Genomic DNA, 24,974 nt, shown 5'->3' with positions numbered 1-24,974 from the left:
TCCTATCGTCCAAGCCAAGCAAGCAGCCGCTGTGCTTCTGCTGTGGCTAACCTTCGTTCACGCCAAATTTGGGGAATGAGCTGCAAACCAGCCCATTGACCACGCAAGCGAGCACGGGCAGCTTCGCCGCGCCAATGGCGTAGGGCTTGCCCAAAAATCGTCAGTTGCGACCACAAAAAGGCTGGCAAGGCATACGGCCAAGCTTGTAATGGCATATGGCGCAACCACAGCACAATAAAATTACGCCCACAATAGTAGCTAGCTCGTACTCCGCCACCAGTCGCGCTCAAATGATGCAGCACTCGCGCTTGAGGTACAAATAGGGTGCGCATTCCAGCTCGCCGTGCCCGCAAATTGAGATCAACATCCTCGCAATACATCACCAACAATGGATCAAGCAAGTGGCCGTCTTGATTGACGAGGTGTTGCAAACTAGTGCGTTTGTAGGCCGCCGCCCCAGCACATGGCCCAAAAACCTCGCTGATTGCATCGTACTGACCGCGATCAACTTGCCAAACTCCGCGACTCCATGGCACGCCATCCCAATTATAGCCATCGCCAGTAGTATGTAAATGATCAGGTTGATGGTAAAGCAGCATTTTGGCAGCAGCAAAATCATAAGCTGGAAAACGCTCAAGCGTATCAATTAATGCGGCGACAAAGTTTGGCTCAACTTCAGTATCATTATTAAGCAAAATAACCCAAGGCGCATTGGTTGCCTGAAAGCCGCGATTAACTGCCGCGACAAAGCCTTGATTTTCAGGCTGAATCAGCCAATTGACCTCAGGATAGGCGGCCTGCAAAGCGGGAACGCTCCCATCGGGCGAGGCATCATCAATTACCGTGATCAGGAAATCGCGGCGGGTTTGCTGGCGCAAGCTTTCAAGGCAAGCCGCCAATAAGCTGGCCCCGTTATAATTTGGAATCAGAATGTCGATGCAATGACTCATTTAAGCTGGCTCATCGATCGCCGCGACCGCTGCAATAACGGCTGCTTGCCAGCGGCGCAAACGAATGCCCATGGCTGCGGCGGCATTGTTGCTTAATGCTGAAAATGGCGGTGGGCTGCTTGGGCGACTGAATTCGGCGGAAGTAATTGGCTCAACTGGCAGGTCGATGCCCGCTGCTGCCAAGACCGCACATGCCAATTCATGGCGGGAGCAAGCGCCCTCATTGACCACATGATAGATACCTGGAATGTTACTATCGACTAGTTGGCGAATTGCCCAAGCTGCTTCAGCGGCATGGGTTGGTGTGCCAACTTCATCGGTCACGACGCGTAGCGGTTCGCCAGTTTGCAGGCGTTCGCGGCCTAAGCGAGCGATCGTGCGCACAAAATTGCGCTGGCCACCAAACAACCACGCCACCCGCGTGATAAAAACATTGGGTGCATGCTGCAAAACTGCCTGCTCGCCACCCCACTTGGAGCGACCATAGGCATTGATCGGCGCTGGTTGATCGTATTCGCTATAGGCTTGCTGGCTGCTGCCGCTAAATACCTCGTTGGTGCTGACATAGACCAAAGGAATATCACGGTCGCGGCAAGCAAGTGCAGCGTATTTTGGGCCTAATGTATTTTCGCGAAAAGCCCGCGCTGGATCAAGTGCGCAGCCATCGACATTGGTAAAGGCCGCTGGCAAGAGCACCAAATCGGGGGTTAATTGGTTGATGGCTGCCCGCGCAGTGGCTTGACTTAAATCCAGCTCTTGATGGCTCGGCATTAATAATTGATGATCGGCAAACGTTTTGGCTAACTCAGTGCCAAGTTGACCGCTTGCCCCCAGGATCAACACACGCATATAAACTCCTTTGCGCGGCGCATGGTAGAACAAGCCCTCGCATTCGTCAATTAATTTGGGCTTATTTAGGCGCTAGGGGTGATTTGGTTGGCATGTTCGCCAAAATAGTGCAGCTCGACTAGGCGTTTGAGTTCGTCGGTTGCCAAGGCATCGTAGGGTGAAAGCCGCCATTCCGACCAACGGCTCAGGAAATCGCGTACCCGCCCAAAGTCATAGCTCTCGCCTTCTTCGAGTGGGCTGGTATCTTGCGAGCACAGCAATTGGCCGCGGCTATTGTAGATAAAAATATGCGGAACTCCATCAAAACCTGGCAAGTGTTCTAAAAAGGTCTTATTTTTTTGTTGCTCATCGCCCACCAACACTTTTACTTTGACATAATGAATGTCACGTAAATAGCGTAATTGGGGGTGAGCATTAATAAAGGCCTCTAAGCGATGACACCAAACACACCAATCGCCACCAAGCTCGACTAAAATATTTTTGCGTTCACGTTGCGCAGTTTCTAAAGCTTGGCGCATATCTGCAAAGGGGTCACGTTCTGGATCAAAGAGTGAATCGGCCATGGATATATTCCTCAACAGTTGTGATTTTGTGCTTGCTTTGAGTTTGCTCTTGGGCGCAACGATCAACAGCACGTTCAAGCTCCCCTTATTATAGCGGTTTCTCTTAAATTTGTAGCGCAATGCTTGCTGCGCTTCCTCACCTCTGGCTTAGCTGGGGCTAGCCCGCTGATACACCTTTTGACCCATTGTTGCTTGAATTCTATGCTGGTATCCTCGACTATGAGAGATTTCCCCATAATCTCAATCTCTTTTGGATGGCAAACTGAACTTAACTAGCATGCGTGTTGGTTTAGTTTAGTGGGATGGCCCAAGCCTGAACGCCATGCCCAGCCAGATTTTTTATCAAGCGAGGGAGTTGAAGATGATGCAGCGATGGTTTTTGCTTGGGCTATGTTTAGGATTAAGCTTAATCTTGCCAGTGGCGGCCCAACCACCCCAAATTCCCCAAACGATCGATCAACCCCAAACCGCTGGAACATGGAGCGACGAATTTGCTGCTTATGATCGCTCTGATTTAAATGATTATCCTCGTCGCCCGATGGAATGGAATAACACGCTGTATTCGGGCATGCATAACCATGGCGTAGCCGCTTGGAATGGCCGCCAATGGCTGCAAATTGGCAACCTCGAAGGCCGAGCAATTGCCATCACATGGCATCAAAATAAGCTCTACGCCTATGGCAAGCTTACTTTAGCTGGCACACCTGTTAGTTTAACCTATTGGGATGGCACAACTTGGACAGCCATGCCCCACCAAATTTCTTACCACACATCAGTTACGCTTGCGAGCTATAACAACCAGCTGTATCTCGCGAGTGGGCATGCTTTTACGATTGATGGGCAAGCAATTCAGCATTTGGCACGCTGGGATGGTAGCCAGTGGGAAGATACTGATGTTGGGGTTCAGGGCATGATTCTTACCATGCTTGTACGCCCCGATGGCTTGTATGTTGGTGGTACATTTGCCCATGGAGATGGCCAATGGCAGGGTGTATTACGCTGGGATGGCAGCCAATGGAACCAGGTTGGTAGCCCGTTATCAGGCTTGGTGCTCGATCTAGAATGGGCCAATGATCAATTGTATGTTGGTGGCTTATTTACCTCAACCCTTGATCCCGCAATTAACAATATTGCTGCGTGGAATGGAAGTAGTTGGGATAGCTTTGGCAATGGTATTGGTGATGGTCGTCGTCGCGATGTGCATAGTATCGCATTTTTAGATGATGAACTGTATGTAATGAGCCGAGTTGATACAGCTTTAGGGTATCATCAATTGCAACGCTGGAATGGCACCACTTGGGTGATCCTTGCAAACACAACGGGAGCCAATGGAGGAATTGATTGGCTTTGGTATCCCGACGTTGTATTGCTGAACTACCAAGAGCAACTTTTTGCTTTTGGCTTGATTTCGTTTGTTCATGATCATGATAATAGCGATCAATATAGCATTGGCATGATGTCATTGGCTTGGAATGGCACGCATTGGGAATCGATGACCCCCAATGGCTTGATCATTAAAAATGGTGGTCAGCAGCTTAATCTGCTAGCAACTAGTGGCGAAACTGTTTACACTGCGGCTACTAATATTACTTGGGGCAATGGCCAAGCTTCATTGGCACAGTTTGAAGCCGAGCAAACTTGGCAAGGCTTACTACCACCCTATACCCTCAATTTCACTGCTTATGAGGCCGAAGCCTACCAATCAGCCCTGTTTTTGCGAATGGGGAATGGGCTGTTTAACGTTGTTAGCGGCACAGTCGAGTTGCGGTCCACCTCGGAAGTTCATTCTATAGCCCAAGCGAATAACTTGTTATATGTTGCTGGTAATTTTGAGCAATTTAATGGGGTTGCTGCGCATAATTTGGTGACGTGGAATGGCAGCCAATGGCAAGGCTTGAATGCACCTGCCAGTTTTGAGCGAGTAACAATCGTTGAAGTATATGGCAGTCAGCTCTATATCAGCGATGGGTCGCAAGTTGCTCGTTGGGATGGGACGCAATGGCAGAGCTTAGCGACTGGGGTTAGTAGCATTACCCAAATCGAGCCAACTGCCAGCGGGGTGTATGTCGCTGGCACATTTAGCACTATTAATGAGGTTGCTGCCCAAAAAATCGCCTATTGGAATGGCTCGGCATGGTCGGGATTAACCGGTGTGATTAATGGCCCGATCAATGATCTTGAGCTTGGACCTGATGGCTTGTATGTCGCTGGCTCATTTAGCGGGATTACTAACGGTGTGGTTAGCCCAGGCATTTTACGCTGGAATGGCGTTTGGAACAGCGTTGGCGGTGGGGTGCAATATCGCTATACCCCACAGGTGCCAATTAGCGTAACTACCTTAGCCTCGACCCCAACCCGAATGTATGCGATTGGCGCATTCGATACGGTTGGCAATCGCTATGAATCGTCGCGAATTGCGGCCTGGCAATATGGATCACCCAGCTTGATTCAGGCAGCCCCAGATACGGCCACGACCTATCGTCCTCAATCAGTTAATGTTGCTGTATTGGCCAATGATTGGACGATTGATAATGAGCCTGTTGAACTGGTAGCAGTAACCTCGGCCAGCAATGGCACGGCAACGATCAGCGGAACTCAGATTCTTTACACGCCAACAAGCGATTTTCAAGGTACTGAGAGTTTGAGCTATACCTTGCGCAACCCAGCGCGTGGCATCACCACAACTGGATCATTGACGATCGCTGTGCTCAATCATTTCCCAACGCTTGTACCGCTGACCCATACTGTGCAGCCGAATAGCACCACCACATTCGATGTGTTAGCTGGCGTGGTTGATTTGAATGGCGATGATTTGAGCATTACTCAGGCCAGCGCTACGCTTGGCATGGTCAGCATCGAGCAACATCAATTACGCTACGTTGCGCCTAACCAAGGGCTGGTTACGGCAACGATTAGCTATACAGTAAGCGATGGCCATGGCGGTACCCAAACCTCAACGATAAGTGTCACGAGCACAGCCCAGCAAGTATATCTGCCATTGATAACTCGTTAGGAACGTTTGAACTTTGTTTTCTGAAAGTAGTATTAAATATGCCTAAACCATCAAACATAATCGGTTTATTCGCAATCATTGTGCTGTTAGTTGGAGCTTTACAAAAGCCAGCTACTCCTGTCGTGGCAGTGGAGCCGCAAACCCCAACTAGCCTAGGCACATGGAGCCAAGCCTTTGCGGGGCCACATAAAACAAGCCATGGGTATATGCCAGGCCGTCCAGTGGAATGGAATGGCGTATTGTATGCTGGAATCCTCGGATTAAGTGGCGTTGAAATTGGAGTTGGCTATTGGAATGGTCAGCAATGGGTAAGAATTGATGGACTGAAGGGCTTAGTTGATTCTGTGGTGGTGCATCAAAATCGCTTATATGCCGCTGGCAATTTGTATCTTGGTGGTAAGAACGTTAACATTGCCTATTGGGATGGCAACTTCTGGACGGCGATGCCAATTCAATTTGATGCCAATGTGTTCGTATTAGCTAGCCATAATGATCAACTGTATGTTGGGGGCCATTCGATAGGCTCAGGATTACTCTTTCGTTGGGATGGAACCCAATGGCATGCTGCCGCCGAAGCGATCGATGGTGTGATTTTTAGCATGCTCTCGCGGCCCGATGGCTTATATCTTGGTGGCTCATTTCTCCTCAATGGACAGGGCACTGGCCTGATTCGTTGGGATGGTAGCCAATGGCAGAATGTTGGCGGTGGGGTTCGTGGTTTAGTCTTTGATCTGAAATGGGCCAATAGTCAACTCTATATTAGCGGTCAATTTACCTCAACCATTGTACCAACCATGAAGAATGTGGCTGCATGGAATGGCAAAAATTGGGATACTTTCGGCACTGGGATTGTCAGCCCGACTCATAATTTGGCAATGGTTGATGGCGAACTATATGCGCTCAGTAAAACATCTAATTCTCCTAATACTCCGATTTTGCATTTACAGCGTTGGGATACAAACCAATGGACTAGTTTAGCTAGTCTTAAGCAAATTAACTTGGGTGGTTCTTGGTTACTCAATCCTGATGCAGTATTGCTAGAGTATCAGCAAGAATTACTGGCGTTTGGCCCAATCAGTTTTGTGTCTGGCACTGAGCAATCATTCAATTGGGGTGATTCAGCCTTGCGCTGGAAAGGCGATCACTGGGAATCCATGACTCCCAATGGAATTGACTTTGTTAGCGATGCGCTCTTAGCCAGTGATAACGAAGATGTTTATCTTGCAGCGAGCCGTGTGTTTTGGGGTAATGGATTGGCTTCCTTGGCCCATTTGAATGGAAGTGATCAATGGCAACAATTGATTGATTATAGCAATTCAAATGCCCCGCTCCCGATCCAAGGATTTCAAAAATATCAACAGAGCTTTTTTATTGCAGAACAACGTGGGTTATACCAAGCGGGCAATAATACTTGGCTTCAAGTTAGCTCTGCTAATGTTGAGAGTTTGGCCCAAGCCAATAATCTCTTGTATGTTGCTGGCGATTTTGAGCAATTCAACGGGGTCACGGCGCATAATCTGGTGACCTGGAATGGCAGTCAATGGCAAGCCTTAAATACCCCTGCCTCGTTTGATTGGGTGACAATCGTTGAGGCCGATGCCAACTATGTCTATATTAGCGATGGCGTGCAACTCGCCCGCTGGGATGGTAGCCAGTGGATAACCCTTGCTAGTAATGTGACCAGGATAGGTTCAATTGAGCCAGATGCCAATGGCGTGTATATCGCTGGCACATTTAGCAGCATTGGTGGGGTGAATGCAGCTAAAATCGCCTATTGGAATGGCACGGCTTGGTCGGGCTTGAGTGGGACGATTAGTGGTTCGATCAATGACCTTGAAATGGGTGCTGATGGCTTGTATGTCGCTGGTACTTTCAGTGGGATTACCAATGGGATTGTTAGCCCAGGCATTCTGCGCTGGGATGGGATGTCATGGCATGGCCTTGCTGGCGGTGTTCAATGGTATCAGTACCCAGGCAGCCGCGATGGCTCGGTTCAACGCTTAGTGGCAACTCCAACCCGTATGATGATGCATGGTGTTTTCAATCAGGTGGGCAATAGTTATGAATCGAGCCAGATTGCAGCATGGGAATATGGCAATGAACCATTAATCAAAGCCAAGCCCGATTATGGTATTAGCTATCGTCCGCAACCAGTTACGGTGAATGTGGTAGCGAATGATTGGAGCGATCAGCCAAACCAATTGCAACTGGTAGAAGTCAGTAACCCGAGCCATGGCACTGCGGTCATCAGCGGTAATTCGGTGGTCTATACGCCGGAAGCGCAATTTCAAGGCGCTGAAACCTTGAATTATATCGTGCGCGATCCAATTAATGCCGTCACCACGACCGCCCAATTGCGGTTGCAGGTCTGGAATCACTTTCCCACGATTGATGATCAAGAACACGAGGTTTATCCATTTAGCGAAACACTGCTTGATCCATTGGATGGCTTGATTGATTTGAATGGCGATGCTTTGACGATCACCCAAGCTAGTGCGATCACTGGCACGGTGACGATTGTTGATAATCAATTACGCTATATGCCGCCAAACCAAGAGCAGTTCACGGATGTGGTGATCTATACAGTCAGTGATGGCCATGGTGGTCAACAAACCGCGCGAATTAAGCTGCGTAGTATTGATGCTGTGGTAGTTGCAGTTGATGATGATGCCACAACCTATCGACCACATGCGGTCAATGTGGCAGTTTTAGCAAATGATTGGTCACTTAATAACGAGCTAATCCAGCTGATTGCGGTGAGCGCAGCCAGCCATGGCACGGCAACGATCAGTGGCAACCAAGTGCGCTATGTTCCAAACGCAACCTTTCAAGGCACAGAAACCTTGAACTATACGGTGCGCAATCAAACTCGTGGGGTCACCGCGACGGCAATTCTAACCATCGAGGTGCAGAATCATGCGCCAACGGTTGCTCCAATGACGATCACCGTCAAGCCCAATAGTATAACCTTGGTCGATGTATTAGCTCATGCCAGTGATTTGAATGGCGATCCTGTAGCGATTTCCTTGGCAAGTGCCGCACCGGGCATGGTTGCCGTGGTGAATAATCAATTGCGCTATACCGCGCCAAACTACTATCCATTTGCTGCCACAATTAGCTATACCGTCAGCGATGATCATGGCGGTTCGCAAGTAGCAACGATTGTGGTCAATAGCGCGAAGTATCAATTATTTCTGCCCTATACCAGTAAATAAACGATTAAATCAGCGGCAATCGAGCACCGATTGCCGCTCCTCAACCTAGCTCTGAGAGGACACGTCAATGCCCAGAGGTTCGAAACTCATCAGCATCGTTATCCTGCTGTTACTTATTGTAAGTACGATCATCAAGCCAACCGCTCCGGTGGCAGCCGTGGAGCCGCAAACCCTAACTAGCCCAGGCACATGGAGCCAAGCCTTTGCTGGGCCAGATAAACAATATTACGGCTATGCCCCGATCCGCCCAATTGAATGGAATGGCACGCTCTATGCCTCACTATTTGGGGGTTATGGTTGGGGATCAGGCGTTGGCTATTGGAGTGGTCAGCAGTGGTTGAAACTTGATGGTCTGACTGGTGATGTTTATTCATTGACCGTCCATCAAAATCGCTTATATGTTGCAGGAAGCTTCACCATCGCTGGTAAGAACATCAACCTTGCCTCTTGGGATGGTAACCTGTGGACCGCCATGCCAACTCGATTGAATCCTAATAACCTGCTACAAATGGTTAGCCATGCAAATCAACTGTATGTTGGTGGCTTCGAATTAGTCATTGATGGTCAAGCTTTCGGCACAATCGCTCGGTGGGATGGAACACAATGGCATCAGGTCGCTGCTTACGTTCCTGGTTTGGTGCTTGGTTTATTATCACGTCCTGATGGTTTGTATGTGAACGGAGTATTTGATCTAAATGGTCAAATTAATGGATTACTCCGTTTAAATGGTTCAGCTTTGGAGCCAGTTGGCGGCGGAATCCATGGGTGGGTTTTTGATCTAAAATCCTTCAATAATCAGCTCTATGTCAGTGGCCAATTTACCTCAACGCTTGTGCCAAGCATGAAGAATGTGGCGATGTGGAATGGCTCCGATTGGGAAACCTTCGGTACGGGCCTTAACAATGAAACCCATAATCTAACGATGTTCGATGGTGATTTATATGCGCTAAGTCAAATTGGTTCAGGATTTCAACTGCAACGCTGGGATGCAAACCAATGGGTTAGTTTAGCGAATCTGACCCGATTGAATAATTACCCTGTTTGGGAACGCTTTCCTGATGCAGTGTTGGTGACGTACCAGCAAGAATTGTTGGCCTTTGGGCCGATACAATTTTTTAATACCACACCACCCGAGTACCGTTACGGCGATTCGGCCTTGCGTTGGCAGGGTGATCGCTGGGAAGCCATGACTCCCAATGGAACCACTGCCTATGAGGCTGCCATTACCACTGATGCCGACAATTTGTATGTTGCTGATAATCGTATGGACTGGGGCAATGGGCATGCGACTTTGGCGCAGCTAAATGCAAGCGACCAATGGCAATCACTGATTGGTGGTTCTTCGCAAAGTTTGTCTTCCGTCCAAGCACTCCAGAAGTATCAACAATACTTTTTTAGTATCTCACAATATGGACTGTATCAGGCAGCCACTAATGATTGGAATAGCGTGAGTAACGCCCATGTCAATGCAATTGCCCAAGCCAATAATCTGTTGTATGTGGCAGGTGATTTTGAGCAATTCAATGGGGTTGTGGCGCATAATCTGGTGACATGGGATGGCAGCCAATGGCAAGCCTTTAATCCACCTGCTTCGTTTGATCGAGTCTCGATCGTTGAGGCTGATGCCAATTATGTGTATATCAGCGATGGTTTGCAACTCGCGCGGTGGAATGGTACACAGTGGACAACCCTCGCTACCAATGTGATCAATATTGGTGAGGTTGAGCCGACTGCCACTGGGGTTTATATCGCAGGCACATTTAGCAGTGTCGGCGGTGTAGCTGCGCCAAAAGTTGCCTATTGGAATGGCACAACTTGGTCAGGTGTGACGGGTGTGGTTGATGGTTCGATCTATGATCTTGAAATGGGTGCCGATGGCCTGTATGTTGCAGGTAGTTTTCGTGGGATTACCAATGGTATCGTTAGCCCAGGTATTCTGCGCTGGGATGGCGCTGCTTGGCATGGCGTTGGTGGTGGCGTTCAGTCGGGCAATGTGACTCAACTCGCCGCAACTTCAACTCGTATGTTTTTGCATGGCCCTTTTAATCGAGTGGGTACTAGTTATGAATCGAGTCAGATTGCGGCATGGGAATATGGCGACGAACCCTTGATCGCAGCCAAGTCTGATTATGGCATTACCTATCGTCCGCAGCCAGTTGCGGTGAATGTGCTGGCGAATGATTGGAGCGATCAGCCAAACCAATTGCAGTTGGTGAATGTGAGCAGCCCAAGCCATGGCACGGCAGTGATTAACGGTAACTCAGTAGTGTATACGCCCGATGCCCAATTTGAAGGCGTTGAAACCTTGACTTATACCGTGCGCGATCCAATTAATGCAGTCACCAGCACAGCGCAACTCCAGGTCCATGTCTGGAATCACTTCCCAAGCATTGCCGATCGAGAACAAGCGATTTATCCATTTACTGAAACGCTGCTTGATCCATTAGATGGCTTGATTGATTTGAATGGCGATGACTTGACGATCACCCAAGCCAGTGTTGTAACTGGCACGCTAACGATTGTCAATAATCAATTGCGCTACATACCGCCGAAGCAACAACATTTTACCGATGTGGTGACGTATACGGTGAGTGATGGTCATGGCGGCCAACAAACCGCCCGAATCAAGCTCCGAAGTATCGATACAATCGTAACTGCAACTGCTGATTATGCGACAACCTATCGTCCATATTCAGTCAGCGTTGATGTGATTGCCAATGACTGGACGATTAATGGAGAACCCTTGGCGGTGGTGGCTGTTGAAGAGTCTATTCATGGTACGGCCACAATCAGCGGTAATCAAGTGCGTTATGTACCAACTGCTACATTTCAAGGCACTGAAACCTTAACCTATACCGTGCGCAATCAAACCCGTGGCGTAACCGCAACCGGAACCTTGACAATTGCGGTACAGAATCATGTGCCAACGGTAGCGCCAATCACGATTACAATGCATCCCAATAGTACAACCTCGGTCGATGTGTTGGCTCATGCCACTGACCTGAATGGCGATCTACTGACCATAACCCAAGCTCATAGCACCTATGGAACAGTCATCATCAGCAATAATCGACTGCACTATACTACGCCAAGCATGTATCCATTTGAAGAGCCGATCACCTATACCATCAGTGATGGTCATGGTGGCTTGCGAGAGGGCACGGTTGTGGTACATGGTCTGAGTTATCGGCTATTTTTGCCTTATACCAGTAAATAATGAGATTAGCGGGTAGCGGTGAGCGATTGCCGCTATTCAACTTAGCTCTGAGAGGACACGTCAATGCTAAGAAGTTCAAAATTTATCAGCATCGTTACCCTGTTGTTGATCATGATGGGTGGAGTATCCAATCCAACCGATCCGGTGGCAGCCGTGGAATCGCAAACCCCAACTAGCCCAGGCACATGGAGCCAAGATTTTGGCTTGTATTTCAAAACTGCCGATAATAGCTATACCCCGTTGCGCCCAATTGAGTGGAATGGCACGCTGTATGCAATTCTGCATGGGCACGACAACTTTGAGTCGGGGGTGGGCTATTGGAATGGTCAACAATGGCTGAAGATCGATGGCCTAGGTGGCTTTGTTGATAGTTTAACCGTTCATCAAAATCGCTTATATGTGGCTGGACGAATAACCATCGCTGGCAAGAACCTCAACCTTGCCTCTTGGGATGGTAATTTGTGGACAGCCATGCCCACGCAATTCACCCTAAATAGTCCTTTAAATCTAATAAGTTACGCCAATCAGCTCTATGTTGGCGGCTATCAATTGATTATCGATGGTCAAGCCTATGGTAGTTTAGCGCGTTGGGATGGGGAACAGTGGCATGCGGCGGCAGCCGGGATTGACGGTATTGTCTTTAGCCTGCTAGTCCGCCCTGATGGATTATATCTGGGTGGCTCTTTCGTATTCAATAATCAAAAGACAGGCGTTTTGTATTGGAATGGCACCCAATGGCAAACTGTTGGTGGTGGGGTGTATGGCCATGTATTTGATCTGAAGTGGGCCAATAGTCAGCTCTATATTAGTGGTCAATTTACCTCAACGCTTGTACCAACTATGAAGAATGTGGCGGCTTGGAATGGCACGAGTTGGCATACCTTCGGTACAGGCTTGGCTGGCAGTATCCATAATCTGACAATTATGGATGGTGAACTCTATGTACTGAATCGGCCAACTGGTGTAGGCTATGAGTATCTGCATTGGGATGGGGATGAATGGACACTCTTAACCAATCTTGCTTCAATGAACTATCCGTATAGGAATAATTGGCTATTACCCCCACATGCTATGTTTGTGCAATATCAGCAAGAATTGTTGCTCATTGGGGAAATTGGCTATAGTAGTGATTCCTCGCAACCAGTCCATCATGGTGATTCAACCTTACGTTGGAATGGCACACACTGGGATTCAATGTCTCCCAATGGTATTTTTGCTCCACAAAGTGCTGCAATTGCGACTGACGACGAAAATCTCTTGGTAGCAGCAAGAACTTTTTATTGGGGCAATGGTACTGCTTCCTTGGCCCAGTTTGGCAGCAACCAGCAATGGCAAACAATTGTTGAACGTCAATATACATTGGAGCCACCGCAAGCACTGGAGGCTTTTCAACAAAGCCATTTTATCGTTGCTAACAATACGTTGTATCAAGCTGCTAGCACAACCTGGAATCAAATTGGCGTGATTCATGTGGTTGATGCAATTGCCCAATCCAACAATAAATTGTACGTTGCTGGTGATTTTGAGCAATTCAATGGGGTCACGGCGCATAATTTGGTGACGTGGGATGGCACGCAATGGCAAGCCTTGAATACCCCAGCCTCATTTGATCAAGTGGTGCTGATTGAGGCCCATGGTAATGACGTGTATATCAGCGATGGCTTTCAATTGGCTCGCTGGGATGGTACGCAGTGGACAACCCTTGCCACCAATGTGGTCAATATTGGTTCAATTGAAGCAACCGCCAATGGCGTATATATCGCTGGCACCTTTAGCAGCGTTGGCGGCGTGACAGCCCCCAAAATCGCCTATTGGAATGGCACAGTGTGGGCGGGCTTGAGTGGTACGATTAGTGGCTCGATCAACGACCTTGAAATGGGAGCCGATGGCCTCTATGTGGCTGGCAACTTTTTCGGTTTGAACAATGGCATCGTTAGCCCAGGCATTCTGCGTTGGGATGGGGCGGCATGGCATGGCGTTGGTGGCGGTGTGCAAACGCTTAAATACCCAAGTGGAGTTGGCAATGGGACGGTTCAGCGCTTAGCCGCCACTCCAACCCGTATGTTTATGTATGGTGACTTCAATTGGGTTGGCAACCAATATGAGTCATACAATTTTGCTGTGTGGGAGTATGGCAACGAACCCTTGATCAAGGCTAAACCAGATTATGCGATTACTTATCGGCCTCAAGCAGTTACGGTCAATGTTTTAGCCAATGATTGGAGCTATCAGCCGTCCCAATTGCAACTGGTGAATCTCACAGCGCCAAGCCATGGCACGGCTGTGATTAGCGGTAATTCGGTGGTTTACACGCCGTATCCTCAATTTGCCGGGATTGATACTCTGACTTATACCGTGCGCGATCCAATCAATGCCGTAACAACCACAGCTCAATTACGGCTGCATGTTTGGAATACCCCCAATGTGGTTTTGAGTGAGCTGTATTTACCAGCAGTTACCCGATAAGATTGAGGCATGTGTTAGCACTAAAATGCTAGCACCTGTCCATTAGTTAGTTGAGGGCAAGAGAAAACATTATGCTAAAATTATTTCGGCGCTTAGGGCGCATCGGTGCAATCGTTGGTTTATTGAGCTGCGGATTGAGCCTAGCGATTGATCCAACTCAAGCTGTGCAACCGAGTGAAGCTTCAAATGCCAATTCGTGGAGCAATGAATTTGCTGCCTTTGGAGCCAATTCCAATGATTATGGGCTTCAACACCCATTGGTATGGAATGGTACACTCTATGCTAGCTCTGTTGATCGGAATTCTATAAATCTGAGTACCAATGCCGGGGTTCGGTATTGGGATGGTCGGCAATGGTTGCAGTTGGGGACTCTTAGTGGCCATGTAGAATCGATCATAGGGCATCAAGATAAACTCTATGCTGCTGGAATCTTAAACCTTGCTGGTCAAGACATTGATTTGGCCTATTGGGATGGCACAACTTGGACTGCATTAGCCACGGTGGTGAATGATTATAGCCATATGGTATTGGCGAGTTACCAGAATGAACTTTATTTAAGTAGCAATCCTTTGGTGATCGATGGCCATGCCTACCAAAATATTGCCCGTTGGAATGGTACGGAATGGGGTGAAGTTGGCTCTGGATTTGATGGGTTTGCCTTCAAGCTACTAGGCACCGCCGATGGTTTGTATGCTGGTGGCTCGATTCAGCCAATTAGTGCTCAGAACCAAGGTGGGCTAGTCCGCTGGGATGGTACGCAATGGCACGATGTTGGTGGCGGGATAACTGGTCAAGTTGTGGATTTACAAATCGCTGATGATCAATTGGTGATCGGCGGTCAATTTACTTCAACTACCAACCTGCAAATGCATAATATTGCAGCTTGGAATGGCACAAGCTGGGATAGTTTTGGCAATGGTATTCCGCATCGGATTGAAAGTCTGCTTATACGAGATAGCGGCTTGTATGCCCTGGGTCATATAAATTATGCTAATGTGCCACTCCATTATTGGGATGGCACAAATTGGACGATTCTCGCCCAAGCCGGCTATGCACACTATAGTTGGATTATATTTCCCAAATATTCGTTAATTGAGTTTGGAAATGAAATGTATGCTCTGGGCAATTTACTGATCAGCGGTGAGCATCGTGGTCTAAATCGGTTGGTCTGGCGCGATGATCATTGGGAATCGATGACTCCCAATGGGCTGTATAGTGGCCCACTTACCCTCAGTGATGTTGGCGAAACGATCTATGGCTATTCCTCTCTCCGTGCAATGTGGAGCACTGGACGCGGAGCATTGATTCGTTTTGATTCAGCAAGCGGTTGGCAATCGATCATTGAGCTACCAATTGAGTTTTCGAATTGGGAAACACCCAAGCAATTGGAAGTGTTGAGTGATACAAACTTTTTGCTGCAAAGTCCTAAACTCTATTACACGAATTCGATCTCAATGACTTGGAATGCCGTTTCCGAGCAAATGGTCTCGGCAATTGCTCGCGACCAAGCCAAACTCTACGTGGCAGGCGATTTTAGCCAATTCGCTGGGGTAGACAGCGCTAACTTAATCGTTTGGGATAACGGCCAATGGCAAGCGTTTGCTGCGCCAGCCTCATTCAGTCAAGTAACTGTGGTTGAAGCCTTGAATGGCCTTGTCTATATTAGCGACGGCACGCAAGTGGCCCGTTGGGATGGCACGCAATGGCATACGATTGTCACTGGTGTGAACAGGATCGAGAAACTTCAAGCCAGTGCCGATGGCCTCTATGTGGCTGGTACATTTAGCAGCATTACTGGCATAACCGCCCATAAAATCGCCTACTGGAATGGCGCACGCTGGTCGGCTTTAGCTGGACTTATTGACGGTACAATTCATGATCTTGAAATGGGCGCTGATGGTTTGTATGTTGCTGGCGAATTCAGAGGGATAACTGGTGGCGTGGTTAGCCCTGGCATTCTGCGCTGGAACGGGGTTTGGAATAGTGTTGGTGGTGGGGTTCAGCGGCGCTATGAGACTTCAACAACGATCTCGGTCAATAGCTTGGTTGCTACCCCAACCCGTATGTATCTCAGTGGAGTATTCGATACTGTTGGTAATACCTACGAATCATCGATGATTGCTGCTTGGACATATGGCGAGCCTAGCTGGGTTGTGCCAACCTATGTGGTGTATGCGCCATTTGCTATGCGCTAAGCTTAGTGATTAAAGCACGAGGCCGCTCAGGATTGAGCGGCCTCGTGTTTTTTAGATTGAAAGAATCTTGAGGAAGTTGGTTGTACCACGCACCGCCAAGGGGTGACCGCCAGTAATCACGACCGAATCGCCTGGCTTGATCACTTGGCGCTCGATCATAATTGCCCGCGCCAAGTTGCTCAAATCGTCAAGCCGCGTCACAAATGGGCACAGCAACGATTCAACCCCCCACAGCAAGGCCAACCGATGATAGACATCGTATTCGTGGGTCATGGCGATAATCGGCACACGTGGGCGATCGCGGGCGACCAACCGCGCCGTAAAGCCCGATGAGGTAAATGCAACAATCGCCGCAATATCGATCGATTCAGCAATTGCACAAGCGGCATGGCTGATTGCGTGCGAATAAGTTTCGGGCGCATCTGACTCATTGCGTTGTTGGGCATCGCGTGGTGGTGCGCCGCGCTCAGTTACTTCGGCAATTCGCGCCATAATCGTCACCGCTTCAACTGGATAGGCTCCGTTGGCGGTTTCACCACTAAGCATCACTGCATCAGTGCCGTCGAGAATCGCGTTAGCCACGTCGCTGGCTTCGGCGCGAGTTGGCCGTGGATTGACAATCATCGATTCGAGCATTTGGGTCGCAGTGATCACCGGAATTCCAGCGCGATTGGCTGAGGCAATGATCAATTTTTGAATCAATGGCACTTCTTCAGGCGGCATTTCCACACCCAAATCACCCCGCGCAACCATGATCCCATCAGCGACGGCGACGATTGATTCAATATTATCAACCGCTTCAGGTTTTTCAATTTTGGCGATCACGGGGGTGCGATAGCCAGCCCCAGCAATTTCTTGCTTAACCAATTGCACATCTTCGGCGCGGCGCACAAACGAGATTGCTACATAATCAACCCCTTCGTGCAAGCCAAAGATCAAATCTTCACGATCTTTTTCGGTCATGGCCGGAGCACTAACGGCCACGCCAGGCAAGTTGATGCCTTGATTTTCGCGCAACATCCCGCCCGTTACGACTTCGGTGATCACTTCAGTTTTGGTGCATTCTTGCACGCGCAGCTCGATCAAACCATCGGAGAGCAAAATTCGATCGCCAGGCTTACAATCGCTGGGTAAATTTTTATAGGTGGTATTGACCCGACCAACCCGACCAACTTCACTTTCAATTGTAATCACGAAACTTTCGCCAGCCTTGAGCGGAATCGGCTGTTTATCAACTAATTTGCCAGTGCGAATTTTTGGCCCTTGTAAGTCTTGCAGCACTGCAATCGGGCGATTGAGCTTAATTGAAATTTGACGCAGGAGCCGAATGCGTTCTGAATGGTCGTTATGAGTACCATGGGAGAAATTTAAGCGAGCAACATTCATTCCCGCTAATGCCAACGCTGTCATTTTTTCCTCAGTATCAGAGGCTGGCCCGAGCGTGGCAACAATTTTGGTTCGGCGCATTGATGACCTCGTGTTAAGTGCGGAACACCGCGTCGGCATCTTTGGCGAAACAGTGACCTAAAGTTCTCAAGTGATGACTAATTCAATTCGCTCCAATTATAAACGAAAACGCATCCACAAGGGATGCGTTTTTAGTCGATTCTAGCAAGCTATTGTGTAATGCGCTGCGTCAAATTTAGTAATCCGACCAACTGCGAAAATGTGTTTGCAAGGTTTCCACAATCCGTTGGCCAACCCCACGTTCACCATAAACCGGGGCAAATTGCTGGCCTTTTTTGGCTCGCTGATTGCGCACAGCCGCGATAATTGTGGCTGGCTCGAAGCCCGTGACCACATTCGCGCCCGAATCGATCGTTTCAGGCCGCTCGGTGTTATCGCGCACCGTCACACAGGGCACGCCAAAAATATAGGCTTCTTCTTGAATACAGCCGCTATCGGTAATGATAATGTTGGCGTATTTTTCATAGGCCAGCGATTCAAATGGCTCGACGGGATCAAGCACCTGCACCCGACTGAGCAGATCCATGCTCAAGCCATAGTGCTCCATGGCCGCCCGCGTGCGTGGATGCATGGGGAAAATCATGGCATCGAATTCTTGGGCCAGCTCATTGATTGTGCTGAAAACTTGCTGCATCAACTCGCGGCTATCGGTAAATTCTTTGCGATGCAAGGTGATGTAGGCATAGGTATCGGTGCGGCGTGGCGTGAGTTCATGGGCAAAATCATGAATCAAGTCAACCGTCGTATTGCCAATATTGAAAATTCGCCCACGCAAATCGGGAATTTTAGCCAAATAATCGGCTTGATATTGAGTGTATGAGAACAAATAATGCGCCGCACCATCGACCATAATTCGATTGCGCTCTTCATACATGCGTTTATCGAAGGCCCGCAGGCCTGCTTCGACATGGGCTAAACCAACATCGGAGTAGACTGCCGCGATCGCTCCAACCAAGGCCGCCGCAGTATCGCCATTGACCAAAATCAAGTCGATGTCATGGCGGCGAATTTGCTCACGCACCCAATCGATCGCTGCGCCGATGCTGTAGTTGCCAGGAAAAACCTCGTCGGGCATGTAGCCCATTTGGCCAAAAATCGCGGTTTGCAGCAAATGATCATGATGCTGATTGGTATGAAGCACCACAAATGGCACATCAGCCGCGCGTAAGGCTTGCACAATCGCATAATTTTTCATCACCTCAGGCCGCGTGCCAAGCACAATCCCAATTTTCATAAATTTACAATGACCTCACAGAATGATTCGGCGACGCGCCGATTGCCATCTTCGTTGAAGTGCACTGGGTCAACATAACATTCGCGATTTAAGCCAACCATCGGAACCCAAATGGCTTTGCTAAATTCAGCAACCACTTTGCCGACTACCGCATTGTATTGTTTGCGGCGTTCGAGGGTTTCTTTGGTGAAGAAAATATGCCCATCAGCATAGATTGGCGGAATCTCGCCACAAAAAACTGCTTTGTGGCCTTTAATCAAGAGGGTGCGAATAATTTGGCGATAATATTCTTCAAAAAGATCGATTGGGGTATTATTACCGACATCATTTGTACCAATCAACACACATGATTGATAGGTATCGCTAATCGTATCAATTTCTTCGTTGAGCTTAAACCACAAGTTGCGTGCAGTATAGCCATTGACACTGCGATTAATCGTGCGCCATTGATAGGGTGTGCGCTGAGTTAACATTTGAGCCAAATGTAAGGGATAACAGCCATACGAACGGGCACCAAAGGTTTGGCTATCGCCAATACACAACATATTTTGATAATGCATAATAATAATCAACCTAATAATCAAAAATAATCCCGACAGCGAGTATTCCACGCGATCCGAGCAAGATTAACCTGATTATGCCCACCTCCCTCAACTCACACACACAATCCTAACCCAGCTAGCCAGATATTAAAATTTGTTTAAAATAGCTAATTACTGATTAATCTTGGGAAGCGCGGTTGATTATAGGCCAATCTGGCTATAAATAAAAGGGCCAATTTAGCTATTGACATAGCTACGTTAGCTTGATCGAGTGAGTGCTTGCTGACAGCGTGTCATAGATGATCATAAAATTGCCCATAACAGGCGCAAATTCCTATGGTATGGTTAAGCCAGCTTATTTTCCAAGGAGTCGCTATGGGTCAAGCTAGCTCATTAATTAGAACTACCAACCTCCAACGAACCTATCAAATGGGGAAAAATACTGTCCAGGCGTTGGCTGGCGTTGATTTGGAGATTGAACGCGGCACGTTTGTGGCATTGGTTGGGCCATCTGGCTCAGGCAAATCGACCTTATTAAATGTGATTGGTGGCCTTGATCGGCCAAGCTCAGGTGAAGTGTGGGTTGATGATTTGGAGCTTGGGCATGCCCCCGATAAAAAATTAGTCAGCTTTCGCCGCGATCGGGTTGGCTTTATTTTTCAGAGCTTTAATCTCTTGCCAACCAATCAAGCATGGGAAAATGTGGCCTTGCCCTTGATGTTAGCTGGCCGTGGTCGTAGCGAACGGCGCAAACGGGCTGAGCATTTGCTCGATCAAGTTGGGCTGGGCGATCGCGCCGATCACCGTCCGGCTGAGCTTTCGGGCGGGCAGCAACAACGGGTGGCAATTGCGCGGGCTTTGGCCAATGATCCGGTGTTGATTCTAGCCGATGAGCCAACGGGGAACCTGGATTCGCGCACTGGCCGCGATGTTTTATTGTTGATGCAACGGCTTGTACGCGAACAACAAGTGACCTTGCTGATGGTCACTCACGACATGAATGCTGCCTCGTATGCTGATCGCATTGTCCATATGCGCGATGGAATTATTGAGCAAATTGAAATTGTTGAACGAACGGCGGAGGCTGTAGCATGACATTTGGCGATATTTTACGCACTGCTTGGAGCAATTTAACCCGCCGCAAAGTCCGTACTTCGTTAACCTCGCTAGGCGTGACGGTTGGGATTTTCACGATTGTGGTCATGCTTTCGCTGGGGGTCGGGGTTCAGCGAGTTATTCAGCAACAATTCGATGCCATCGGGCTAGAAAATGTCGTTGTTCAGCCACGTGATGCCGAGCGCAATCCCTATACACGCTATGTGCGCCCCGAACGGGAAGTGGTAATTTCGCCTGCCAAAATTGCCGAGTGGCAGCAACGCCCCGATATTGTCAGCGTTACCCCAATCGTCGATGTCAACGAATCGATCTCGAAACGGTTGGTGCTACCTGGCGATGCGACCGCAACAATTGCAGTTGGGGTTGATCCTGGGGTTGGCATCAATAATCCCTTTGAAACGCCGCCAACCGCCTTGGCTGGTGTGTTGCGCCCCACCAAAGATGGCGAGATTGTGATTTCGCAGCGAGCATTGCGCCGTTTGGGCCTCACTGCTGAAGTTAATAATCTGATTGGACAAGAAGTGCAGTTGGTGATGGAAACCCCGCGCGGCGAATCGCAAACCTTTGATTATACGCTTGTGGGTGTTTCGAGCGCTGATAATAATTTGGTTGCATTAACCCCCAACGATAGCATAGCCCTCAAGGCTTGGTGGTTTAACGAGCCAGATTTGTTGGCAACCGAAGGCTACGATTATGCCTTGATTCGCGCCAAAGATTTGAATGTAGCCCGTCAATTGACCAATGAACTACGAACCCAGCGCTTTCGGGTGCAATCAGTTGAAACTGTACTCGAATTGGCCTCGAAAATTTTCTTGGTGATCAATATTATGCTTGGCTCGGTTGGTGGCTTGGCGCTGTTCGTCGCCACAATCGGGATTATGAACACCATGATTATGGCGATTTATGAGCGGACTCGTGAAATTGGTACGCTCAAGGCCATCGGTGCTTCGCGCGGCAATATTCGCACGCTCTTTATGACTGAGGCTGGCATGATTGGCTTCTTTGGGGGAGTTGTCGGGTTACTGGGTGGTTGGGGTACGGGCCGCGTACTCAATCGCTTTGCCCTCGCCTACCTCGAACAAGAACAAGTGCCAATTCGCGGCGATTTCTTCTATATTCCACCGTGGCTGATTGCGCTAGCGCTGGGCTTTGGCTTGGTGGTCGGGATTATTGCAGGCTTGTATCCCGCCGCTCGGGCCGCCCGACTTGACCCAATCAAGGCGCTGCGTCACGAATAAACTCGCTTGGTAAGGCAAATCCCCTCGCCATTAATTTTGGTGAGGGGATTGCTGTTTAATCGGCATGTTTGATAAATTCGGCCATTTTGAGCGGAATAATTTCAGCGTGAAACTCGCCATTTTCTTGAATATCTAAGAAAGCTACAGTTGGCTCGCCGAGTTGGCCGCGTGGCTGCGAAGCTGAACCAGGATTGATAAACAAGACCCCTTGATATTCTTCGATTAAAGCGATATGGCTATGGCCACAAATCACCACATGGGGCAAGGGTTGCGGCAATTGGCGATGCCAGCGTTTGGGAATATCGCCAATATGCTGGATCATAATCCGAATGCCTTGCACCTCAAGCGTTGTATTAATTGGGTAAATATCGAGGGCTGTATTCCAATCGACGTTACCTGTCACCGCCGTAACCGGGGCAATCGCCCCCAAGCGTTCGATGATCGGCGGCTGTGCTCGCCCGATATCGCCTGCGTGTACAATCGCTGCTGCGCCTACAAAAAGCTGCTCGATTCGTGGGTCAAACTTGCCATGGGTATCCGAAACAATACAAATCCGTTGCATCACATGCCTCACCACAATCCACAAGAATCCTAGCTCATCATAGCATAGCTCATCATAGCATAGCTCATCATAGCTTACGAAAATGTAATGACAGATATTGACATCTGTCATTTGATAATTTATACTTAAGCTTAGTTACGAATTTATGCGATGGAGTGATGATCATGCAAAAGCGCCAATTAGGTCGTGATGGTTTGGTGGTTTCGGCAGCAGGCTTAGGCTGTATGGCGATGTCGGGGATGTACGGGCCTTCGGATCGTGCCGAGAGCATCGCGACGGTTCATTCAGCGCTTGATGCTGGAGTCAATTTGCTGGATACTGGCGATTTCTATGGGATGGGCCATAACGAATTGCTGATTAGCGAAGCCTTGGGAGAGCGTTCACGCTCCGATGTTGTTTTGAGTGTCAAATTTGGGGCATTGCGTAGCCCTGATGGTGCGTGGCTTGGCTACGATGCTCGGCCAGCCGCAGTTAAGAATTTTCTTTATCATAGCCTTACCCGCTTGAATACCGATTACATTGATGTTTATCGGCCTTCGCGACTTGACCCGAATGTACCGATTGAAGAAACAATTGGGGCGATTGCCGAGATGGTCGAAAAAGGCTATGTGCGTCATATCGGTTTGTCGGAAGTTGGGGCCGAAACGATTCGACGGGCAGCAGCCGTACATCCAATTGTCGATTTGCAAATTGAATATTCCTTGATGTCGCGTGGCATCGAGGCCGAAATTTTGCCTGCTTGCCGCGAATTGGGCATCGGCATCACTGCCTATGGAGTGCTTTCACGTGGCTTACTGAGCGGTGCCTGGTCGAAAGAACGGGTTTTGGCTGGCTCAGATTTTCGTTCCCATGGCCCGCGTTTCACAGGCGAGAACCTTGATCATAATTTAGAACTGGTTGCAGCGTTGCAAACAATTGCCGATGCCAAGGGTGCGAGTATTGCCCAAATTGCTAGTGCATGGGTTGTGGCACAAGGGGTCGATATTATTCCATTGTTCGGGGCACGCCGTTTGCATCAATTGCACGATTCATTGACCAGCCTTGAAATTAATTTGAATGCTGATGAATTAGCCACAATTGAACGGGTGATTCCCAAAGGTTCGGCGGCGGGCGAACGCTACAATGCCTATTTGATGCAACATTTGGATAGTGAACGCTAAAGCACTTGCGATGCTGCGCTAATCGCTTAAAATGGTGCAAATCGCTTTGCTACAGGAAGACCAACTATGCACGCTGAAACGCTGACTCCCGAACGAATTTTGAATGCTACTGTTGATGTGTTGCGGCGCTATGGGCCAAATAAAGCCACAGTAGTTGATGTTGCCCGTGAACTGGGAGTTAGCCATGGCAGTGTGTATCGCCATTTTGCTAGCAAATCGGCCTTGCTCGATGCGGTTGCTGAACGCTGGCTAGCTGAAATTTCAGCGCCGTTGGATGAGGTGCTGCAATGCCAAGACCGAAGTGTAGCTAAATTACGGGCTTGGCTGGAGTGTTTGATGCATACCAAACAACAGCGAGCCAGCCAAGATCCGCAACTTTTTGCGACCTATAGTGGCTTGGTGCAAGGGCTACGTCAGGTAACCGATCAACATGTGGCACATATGATCGCCCAGATTGAGCGTTTGGTGCATGAAGGTGTGGCTAGTGCTGAGTTTGTGGTGAATGATGCCAATGCGACGGCAACCGCGATTTGGCATGCAACCGCCCGCTTTCACAACCCGCTGTTTGTGGCGGCTTGGAGTGAGCCAAGCTTGGCGGTGGAATTTGAAGCGGTTTGGGAATTGATGATTAACGGCTTACTGGTGCGCTAAACATCAATATTAATCACGAATGCAGGATGTGGCTTTAGCGCTGCATCCTGCATTTTGGTTAAACAATTTTGTTGCTACGTGCGACTTGATTATTTCTTTGCGGTGGCGAGGCCAGCAATGGCTTGGGCGATCAGAATGACTTTGTGTTCGGCCAACTGACGAATTGTTTTGATTCCAAGGGCTTGTTTGAGGGCTTCAGCATCACTTTTGCTAATTCCGGCGAGGGCATCGACTGGGGCATCGGCGAGTTCCTCGAAGCTTGAGTTTTCGAAGGCTTTGTCAAGGAAGGCTGAGAGATCGGCCATGATCAGAATCCCCCTAATGAAAGGCGTATCGCGGCTATCATAGCAGGATTACTACCGACTGTAAATGATTTTTTGCAGGCCATCAGCGGTATTATGCGCGATTACGAGTATGATTTTTAACCGCGAAGAATGCGAAGCTCGCGAAGGTTGGAAATTGGTAGGGACAGCCTCAGTTATTGGATAAATATTGCGATCAAGCGCTCAATTTAACGCAGAGCCGCAGAGTAAGAG

At 48.8% G+C, this 24,974-nt stretch carries 17 protein-coding genes; 9 read left to right on the top strand and 8 right to left on the bottom strand.

Annotated features, from left to right (window positions below; genetic code table 11):
- Positions 1-2: 2 nt before the first annotated feature.
- From LCH85_04995 to LCH85_04985, 3 genes are all read right to left on the bottom strand, one after another.
- The gene (locus LCH85_04995) at positions 3-950 is read right to left on the bottom strand and encodes a glycosyltransferase family 2 protein (GenBank protein ID MCA0351333.1); all 948 of its coding nucleotides are present in this window, start codon (positions 948-950) and stop codon (positions 3-5) included.
- Entirely contained in the window at positions 951-1,799 is an 849-nt protein-coding gene (rfbD, locus tag LCH85_04990) for a dTDP-4-dehydrorhamnose reductase (protein ID MCA0351332.1), read from the bottom strand.
- 65 nt (positions 1,800-1,864) lie between these two features.
- Positions 1,865-2,362, bottom strand: coding sequence for a thioredoxin family protein (locus LCH85_04985; protein ID MCA0351331.1), 498 nt, complete (start codon positions 2,360-2,362; stop codon positions 1,865-1,867).
- Positions 2,363-2,723: 361 nt separating this feature from the next.
- Between LCH85_04985 and LCH85_04980 the strand changes: the two genes are divergently transcribed.
- The 5 genes from LCH85_04980 to LCH85_04960 all read left to right on the top strand — a co-directional run bounded on the left by LCH85_04980 (position 2,724) and on the right by LCH85_04960 (position 16,468).
- Positions 2,724-5,375 (top strand): cadherin-like domain-containing protein, encoded by a 2,652-nt coding sequence (locus tag LCH85_04980; protein MCA0351330.1) that lies wholly within the window; start codon positions 2,724-2,726, stop codon positions 5,373-5,375.
- A 38-nt stretch (positions 5,376-5,413) separates the two neighbouring features.
- Positions 5,414-8,590 carry a tandem-95 repeat protein gene (locus tag LCH85_04975; protein ID MCA0351329.1) on the top strand — a complete coding sequence of 1,059 codons (3,177 nt, stop codon included), beginning with the start codon at positions 5,414-5,416 and terminating at the stop codon, positions 8,588-8,590.
- 67 nt (positions 8,591-8,657) lie between these two features.
- Positions 8,658-11,807 carry a cadherin-like domain-containing protein gene (locus LCH85_04970; protein MCA0351328.1) on the top strand — a complete coding sequence of 1,050 codons (3,150 nt, stop codon included), beginning with the start codon at positions 8,658-8,660 and terminating at the stop codon, positions 11,805-11,807.
- 63 nt (positions 11,808-11,870) lie between these two features.
- On the top strand, positions 11,871-14,273 hold the full coding sequence (locus LCH85_04965) for a cadherin-like domain-containing protein (protein MCA0351327.1): 2,403 nt from the start codon (positions 11,871-11,873) through the stop codon (positions 14,271-14,273).
- Positions 14,274-14,344: 71 nt separating this feature from the next.
- On the top strand, positions 14,345-16,468 hold the full coding sequence (locus tag LCH85_04960; protein MCA0351326.1) for a hypothetical protein: 2,124 nt from the start codon (positions 14,345-14,347) through the stop codon (positions 16,466-16,468).
- A gap of 51 nt (positions 16,469-16,519) precedes the next feature.
- On the opposite strand, the gene pyk is transcribed toward LCH85_04960, so the two are convergent.
- The 3 genes from pyk to LCH85_04945 form a co-directional block, all read right to left on the bottom strand.
- Positions 16,520-17,935 carry a pyruvate kinase gene (gene pyk / locus LCH85_04955; protein ID MCA0351325.1) on the bottom strand — a complete coding sequence of 472 codons (1,416 nt, stop codon included), beginning with the start codon at positions 17,933-17,935 and terminating at the stop codon, positions 16,520-16,522.
- Between the two features lie 175 nt (positions 17,936-18,110).
- Positions 18,111-19,169, bottom strand: a complete 1,059-nt coding sequence (wecB, locus tag LCH85_04950; GenBank protein MCA0351324.1) for a UDP-N-acetylglucosamine 2-epimerase (non-hydrolyzing) — start codon at positions 19,167-19,169, stop codon at positions 18,111-18,113.
- The gene (locus LCH85_04945; GenBank protein MCA0351323.1) at positions 19,166-19,729 is read right to left on the bottom strand and encodes an SGNH/GDSL hydrolase family protein; all 564 of its coding nucleotides are present in this window, start codon (positions 19,727-19,729) and stop codon (positions 19,166-19,168) included. The genes wecB and LCH85_04945 overlap by 4 nt, the downstream gene beginning before the upstream one ends.
- 357 nt (positions 19,730-20,086) lie before the next feature.
- Here LCH85_04945 and LCH85_04940 point away from each other — a divergent pair, with 357 nt between their 5' ends.
- Positions 20,087-20,806 (top strand): ABC transporter ATP-binding protein, encoded by a 720-nt coding sequence (locus LCH85_04940; GenBank protein MCA0351322.1) that lies wholly within the window; start codon positions 20,087-20,089, stop codon positions 20,804-20,806.
- Positions 20,803-22,065, top strand: a complete 1,263-nt coding sequence (locus tag LCH85_04935) for an ABC transporter permease (protein ID MCA0351321.1) — start codon at positions 20,803-20,805, stop codon at positions 22,063-22,065. Before LCH85_04940 ends, LCH85_04935 begins: the two co-directional genes overlap by 4 nt.
- 55 nt (positions 22,066-22,120) lie before the next feature.
- On the opposite strand, the gene LCH85_04930 is transcribed toward LCH85_04935, so the two are convergent.
- On the bottom strand, positions 22,121-22,627 hold the full coding sequence (locus tag LCH85_04930) for a metallophosphatase family protein (protein ID MCA0351320.1): 507 nt from the start codon (positions 22,625-22,627) through the stop codon (positions 22,121-22,123).
- Between the two features lie 164 nt (positions 22,628-22,791).
- On the opposite strand from LCH85_04930, the gene LCH85_04925 reads away from it, so the two are divergent.
- Both LCH85_04925 and LCH85_04920 read left to right on the top strand, forming a co-directional pair.
- On the top strand, positions 22,792-23,787 hold the full coding sequence (locus tag LCH85_04925; protein ID MCA0351319.1) for an aldo/keto reductase: 996 nt from the start codon (positions 22,792-22,794) through the stop codon (positions 23,785-23,787).
- 66 nt (positions 23,788-23,853) lie between these two features.
- Positions 23,854-24,438: a TetR family transcriptional regulator gene (locus LCH85_04920; protein MCA0351318.1), complete on the top strand. Its 585-nt coding sequence runs from the start codon at positions 23,854-23,856 to the stop codon at positions 24,436-24,438.
- A gap of 89 nt (positions 24,439-24,527) precedes the next feature.
- On the opposite strand, the gene LCH85_04915 is transcribed toward LCH85_04920, so the two are convergent.
- A complete protein-coding gene (locus LCH85_04915) occupies positions 24,528-24,743 on the bottom strand; it encodes a hypothetical protein (protein MCA0351317.1) in 216 nt (71 codons plus the stop codon).
- Positions 24,744-24,974: the final 231 nt, after the last annotated feature.

Source organism: Chloroflexota bacterium, from assembly GCA_020161265.1.
Taxonomy (GTDB): Bacteria; Chloroflexota; Chloroflexia; order Chloroflexales; family Herpetosiphonaceae; genus Herpetosiphon.
The sequence above is the reverse complement of the archived record's forward strand: the minus strand, read 5'-3'. Positions and strand labels throughout refer to the sequence as shown.

Excerpts from the sequence above, each read along its gene's own strand:
- LCH85_04995 (MCA0351333.1), bottom strand. The coding sequence starts at position 950 with ATGAGTCATTGCATCGACATTCTGATTCCAAATTATAACGGGGCCAGC.
- rfbD (MCA0351332.1), bottom strand. The coding sequence starts at position 1,799 with ATGCGTGTGTTGATCCTGGGGGCAAGCGGTCAACTTGGCACTGAGTTA.
- LCH85_04985 (MCA0351331.1), bottom strand. The coding sequence starts at position 2,362 with ATGGCCGATTCACTCTTTGATCCAGAACGTGACCCCTTTGCAGATATG.
- LCH85_04980 (MCA0351330.1), top strand. The coding sequence starts at position 2,724 with ATGATGCAGCGATGGTTTTTGCTTGGGCTATGTTTAGGATTAAGCTTA.
- LCH85_04975 (MCA0351329.1), top strand. The coding sequence starts at position 5,414 with ATGCCTAAACCATCAAACATAATCGGTTTATTCGCAATCATTGTGCTG.
- LCH85_04970 (MCA0351328.1), top strand. The coding sequence starts at position 8,658 with ATGCCCAGAGGTTCGAAACTCATCAGCATCGTTATCCTGCTGTTACTT.
- LCH85_04965 (MCA0351327.1), top strand. The coding sequence starts at position 11,871 with ATGCTAAGAAGTTCAAAATTTATCAGCATCGTTACCCTGTTGTTGATC.
- LCH85_04960 (MCA0351326.1), top strand. The coding sequence starts at position 14,345 with ATGCTAAAATTATTTCGGCGCTTAGGGCGCATCGGTGCAATCGTTGGT.
- pyk (MCA0351325.1), bottom strand. The coding sequence starts at position 17,935 with ATGCGCCGAACCAAAATTGTTGCCACGCTCGGGCCAGCCTCTGATACT.
- wecB (MCA0351324.1), bottom strand. The coding sequence starts at position 19,169 with ATGAAAATTGGGATTGTGCTTGGCACGCGGCCTGAGGTGATGAAAAAT.
- LCH85_04945 (MCA0351323.1), bottom strand. The coding sequence starts at position 19,729 with ATGCATTATCAAAATATGTTGTGTATTGGCGATAGCCAAACCTTTGGT.
- LCH85_04940 (MCA0351322.1), top strand. The coding sequence starts at position 20,087 with ATGGGTCAAGCTAGCTCATTAATTAGAACTACCAACCTCCAACGAACC.
- LCH85_04935 (MCA0351321.1), top strand. The coding sequence starts at position 20,803 with ATGACATTTGGCGATATTTTACGCACTGCTTGGAGCAATTTAACCCGC.
- LCH85_04930 (MCA0351320.1), bottom strand. The coding sequence starts at position 22,627 with ATGCAACGGATTTGTATTGTTTCGGATACCCATGGCAAGTTTGACCCA.
- LCH85_04925 (MCA0351319.1), top strand. The coding sequence starts at position 22,792 with ATGCAAAAGCGCCAATTAGGTCGTGATGGTTTGGTGGTTTCGGCAGCA.
- LCH85_04920 (MCA0351318.1), top strand. The coding sequence starts at position 23,854 with ATGCACGCTGAAACGCTGACTCCCGAACGAATTTTGAATGCTACTGTT.
- LCH85_04915 (MCA0351317.1), bottom strand. The coding sequence starts at position 24,743 with ATGGCCGATCTCTCAGCCTTCCTTGACAAAGCCTTCGAAAACTCAAGC.